Genomic DNA, 3,457 nt, shown 5'->3' with positions numbered 1-3,457 from the left:
TGAAAGTGTGCTTTTGCAAAGGAAGACGAGCATTGCTAATGATGTTTATTATGTAAGTGGAGCCGGAGATACTGTTATCGCTGCTCTCGCTGTTTCTCTAGCACAGAAAAAGAGTCTTGATGAGGCTGCAGTTTTTGCTAATGCTGCAGCCGCAGTTGTCATTGCAAAATTGGGAAGTGCAGTTGCTACACTTTCTGAAATTAATGATTTTCTTATGCCCCGCAGGGTGATTAAAAATGCAGAATCTAAGATTCTTGCTGATATAGATTCTCTCAAAGAAACTTTGATAAACAAAAAAGTTGTTTTCACCAACGGATGCTTTGATATTTTGCATGCAGGGCATGTGTCTTACTTGGAGAAAGCAAGAAAATTAGGCGATGTTTTAATTGTAGGGCTTAATAGCGATGATTCTGTAAGGAAGCTAAAAGGAGAGGAGAGACCTATCAATAGCCAAGAAGACAGAGCATTAATCCTCGCAAGTTTAGCATGTGTGAGTTATGTAATTATTTTTAATGAGGAAACACCACTTAGGCTTATTTCTCAAATTATGCCAGACATCTTAGTGAAAGGCGCAGATTACAAAAACAAAGAAATAGTAGGTTCTGAGCATGCAAAGACCGTAGAGCTTATTGATATTTTGCCGTCAAGGAGTACAACTAGCATCATCAATAGAATCAGACAATAGACTCCTGTTGTAGAAATTCTCACATTGTAGCTCACTCTAAGCTTATGTTTTAGAATCTTAAACATAAAATCATTTAGAATACTTAATGCGTATTCACATAGATTCTATTCTTAATCATAAGCCCATCAATACAAAGATGTATCATAAAGTTTTGAGTGCTTAAGCGAATTAGTCTTTTAAACACTTGATGTCTGTTAAGATTGGTAGGCTACAACTAAAAATTAATCATCATGAGAAATGAGTATCCTCTAATGCTTGTTTTGTCTCTGTGTAAGAAATTCCAAATGCTTGGCTTACTCCTTTGTAAGTGCATTTGCCATTCACAGTATTCACACCTTCAAAGATTGCCATACTTTTTAAGGCTGCTTCCTTTGCCCCAATATTAGCAATCATTAGTCCAAAGCTAAGAGTCGAATCGGTGAGTGCTAGAGTAGCCGTTTTTGCTACTGCCCCCGGCATATTTGCTACGCAGTAATGCAAGATTCCATCAATATCATACACGGGATTATCATGTGTTGTTGCCTTAGAAGTTTCAAAACAACCTCCTTGGTCAATCGCGACATCAGTAAGGATAGAACCTGTTTTCATAAGCTGCAAATCTGTCTTTTTAATAAGCTTTGGAGCTTTTGCACCCGGAATAAGCACTGCACCAATAACAACATCTGCATCAGCAATACTTGCAAGAATGTTTGCTCTTGAGCTATAAAGCGTATGAATTCTCATGCTAAACATTTGATCTACATACGCTAATCGCCCTGTATCTATATCTAGTATTGTAACATCTGCGCCAATACCTACTGCTAATTGCGCGGCATTTAATCCTACAACACCTGCTCCAATAATGGTAATTTTACCCTTAGGAGTACCCGGTATCCCGCTTAAAAGAACTCCATTCCCACCAAAGGTTTTTTGAATATATTTGCTTGACTCAAGCACGGCTAAACGTCCTGCAATAGAACTCATTGGGGCTAGACAGGGCAAGATTCCGCGAGATTTAATAGTTTCATAGGCAATAGAAAAAATCTTTTTCTCCAGAAGCATATCGGTAAGTTTTCTGTCTGCTGCTAAGTGTAAATAGGTAAAAAGTATTTGTCCTTCCCTGAAGTATTCGTATTCAGATTCTATGGGTTCTTTAACCTTAATAATCATTTGCGATTCTTTAAAGAGTTTCGTTTTATCCACTATTTCAGCACCGTTGCGATGATACTCTTCATCACTAAATCCGATTGCACTTCCTGCATCATGTTCGATTAAAACTCTATGCCCGGATTCTGTGTATTCATGTACATTCGAAGGGGTTAAGCCCACACGATACTCATGCACCTTGATTTCTTTTGGACATCCAATAACCATAGTACTTCCTTAATCTAAAATCTCAAATTATTTATAGGTATAAGAATAACATAAATGAAAACATTTAGTTGCAATAAAATCCTAAGTTCTGCATAATCTTTAAAAATACTAAAACTTTCGTGTGAAGAATTGGGGGATCGCTGGGTATTGTGATAAGAGATTTGTAAAAATTATGAAGTTATAAGGCGATAAAGATAAACTATTAATTTAGATTCGATATAATCTTTGGCTTAATTTCTTTTAATCCATAATCAATTTTTGATAAAGACTTGGGTTAGAAGTGATTATTTTTTACTCTATATTTAGGAGTTAGCATGAAAGTTCGACCATCGGTCAAGAAAATGTGTGATAAATGTAAAGTTATCAAGCGCAAAAGAGTGGTTCGCGTAATTTGCGTGAATCCAAAACATAAACAAAGACAAGGATAAACGAATGGCTAGAATTGCTGGTGTAGATTTGCCAAAAAAGAAACGAGTAGAGTATGCTCTGACCTACATTTATGGTATTGGGCTTAAAAGCTCAAGGGATATTTTGAGTGCTGTAAATATTTCTTTTGATAAGCGAGTTAATGATCTCAGCGAAGATGAAATTTCAAGAATTGCAAAGAAGATTCAAGAAAGTTATAGGGTTGAGGGTGATTTGCGTAAAAAAGTTACGATGGATATTAAGGCATTGATGGATTTGGGGAGTTATCGTGGCTTGCGACATCGAAAGGGCTTACCTGTGCGCGGACAGACAACCAAAAATAATGCTCGCACGCGTAAGGGTAAGAAAAAAACCGTAGGCAGCAAGTAAGGAGTGAATGATGGCAAAAAGAAATATAACAAAGAAAAAGAATATTAGGAAAAATATTGCACGAGGTATCGTTTGCATTGCCGCATCATTCAATAATACCAATGTTACTGTTACTGATGAAATGGGTAATGTAATTTGCTGGGCTACTGCGGGTGGATTGGGTTTTAAAGGGAGCAAAAAATCTACTCCCTATGCTGCCCAACAAGCTGTAGAATCTGCTTTAGCAAAAGCAAAAGAACATGGCATTAAAGAAGTTGGCATTAAGGTGCAAGGACCAGGAAGTGGGCGAGAGACAGCTGTAAAGAGTGTGGGTGCGGTAGAGGGCATTAAAGTTTTGTGGATTAAAGACATAACACCATTGCCTCATAATGGTTGCAGACCACCCAAAAGAAGAAGAGTATAAGGAGAGAATATGGCAAGATATAGAGGACCTGTTGAAAAAATTGAGAGAAGATTTGGAATCTCTTTAGCTCTAAAAGGCGAGAGGAGATTGTCGGGAAAATGTTCATTAGAACGTAGAAATTATGGACCTGGTCAACACGGACAAAGGCGGGGCAAAATTTCAGATTATGGCTTACAGTTGCGAGAAAAACAAAAAGCAAAATTTATGTATGGAGTAAGTGA

General features: G+C 37.3%; 5 protein-coding genes and 1 pseudogene. 5 read left to right on the top strand and 1 reads right to left on the bottom strand.

The window, feature by feature from the left end; genetic code table 11:
• Positions 1 to 685: D-glycero-beta-D-manno-heptose 1-phosphate adenylyltransferase (gene rfaE2 / locus CQA44_RS11535; RefSeq protein WP_115547358.1), on the top strand; the 685-nt coding region annotated here is incomplete at its 5' end.
• A 228-nt stretch (positions 686 to 913) separates the two neighbouring features.
• Here the strand turns inward: rfaE2 and ald are convergent.
• Positions 914 to 2,038: an alanine dehydrogenase gene (gene ald, locus CQA44_RS11530; protein ID WP_115547357.1), complete on the bottom strand. Its 1,125-nt coding sequence runs from the start codon at positions 2,036 to 2,038 to the stop codon at positions 914 to 916.
• 314 nt (positions 2,039 to 2,352) lie between these two features.
• On the opposite strand from ald, the gene rpmJ reads away from it, so the two are divergent.
• From rpmJ to rpsD, 4 genes and pseudogenes are all read left to right on the top strand, one after another.
• Positions 2,353 to 2,466, top strand: a complete 114-nt coding sequence (gene rpmJ, locus CQA44_RS11525; RefSeq protein WP_034573932.1) for a 50S ribosomal protein L36 — start codon at positions 2,353 to 2,355, stop codon at positions 2,464 to 2,466.
• Positions 2,467 to 2,470: 4 nt separating this feature from the next.
• Complete coding sequence (rpsM, locus tag CQA44_RS11520; protein ID WP_115547356.1) at positions 2,471 to 2,833, top strand: 30S ribosomal protein S13; 363 nt, start codon at positions 2,471 to 2,473, stop codon at positions 2,831 to 2,833.
• A 10-nt stretch (positions 2,834 to 2,843) separates the two neighbouring features.
• Entirely contained in the window at positions 2,844 to 3,236 is a 393-nt protein-coding gene (gene rpsK / locus CQA44_RS11515; RefSeq protein WP_115547355.1) for a 30S ribosomal protein S11, read from the top strand.
• A 9-nt stretch (positions 3,237 to 3,245) separates the two neighbouring features.
• Positions 3,246 to 3,457, top strand: a pseudogene (gene rpsD, locus CQA44_RS11510) (30S ribosomal protein S4); the annotation flags it as partial.

This window comes from Helicobacter sp. MIT 14-3879, from assembly GCF_003364125.1.
Note: the sequence above shows the minus strand (reverse complement) of the source record. Positions and strands in the feature narration are given on the sequence as shown.

Coding starts and splice junctions, on each gene's coding strand:
- ald (WP_115547357.1), bottom strand. CDS start 2,038: ATGGTTATTGGATGTCCAAAAGAAATCAAGGTGCATGAGTATCGTGTG.
- rpsK (WP_115547355.1), top strand. CDS start 2,844: ATGGCAAAAAGAAATATAACAAAGAAAAAGAATATTAGGAAAAATATT.
- rpmJ (WP_034573932.1), top strand. CDS start 2,353: ATGAAAGTTCGACCATCGGTCAAGAAAATGTGTGATAAATGTAAAGTT.
- rpsM (WP_115547356.1), top strand. CDS start 2,471: ATGGCTAGAATTGCTGGTGTAGATTTGCCAAAAAAGAAACGAGTAGAG.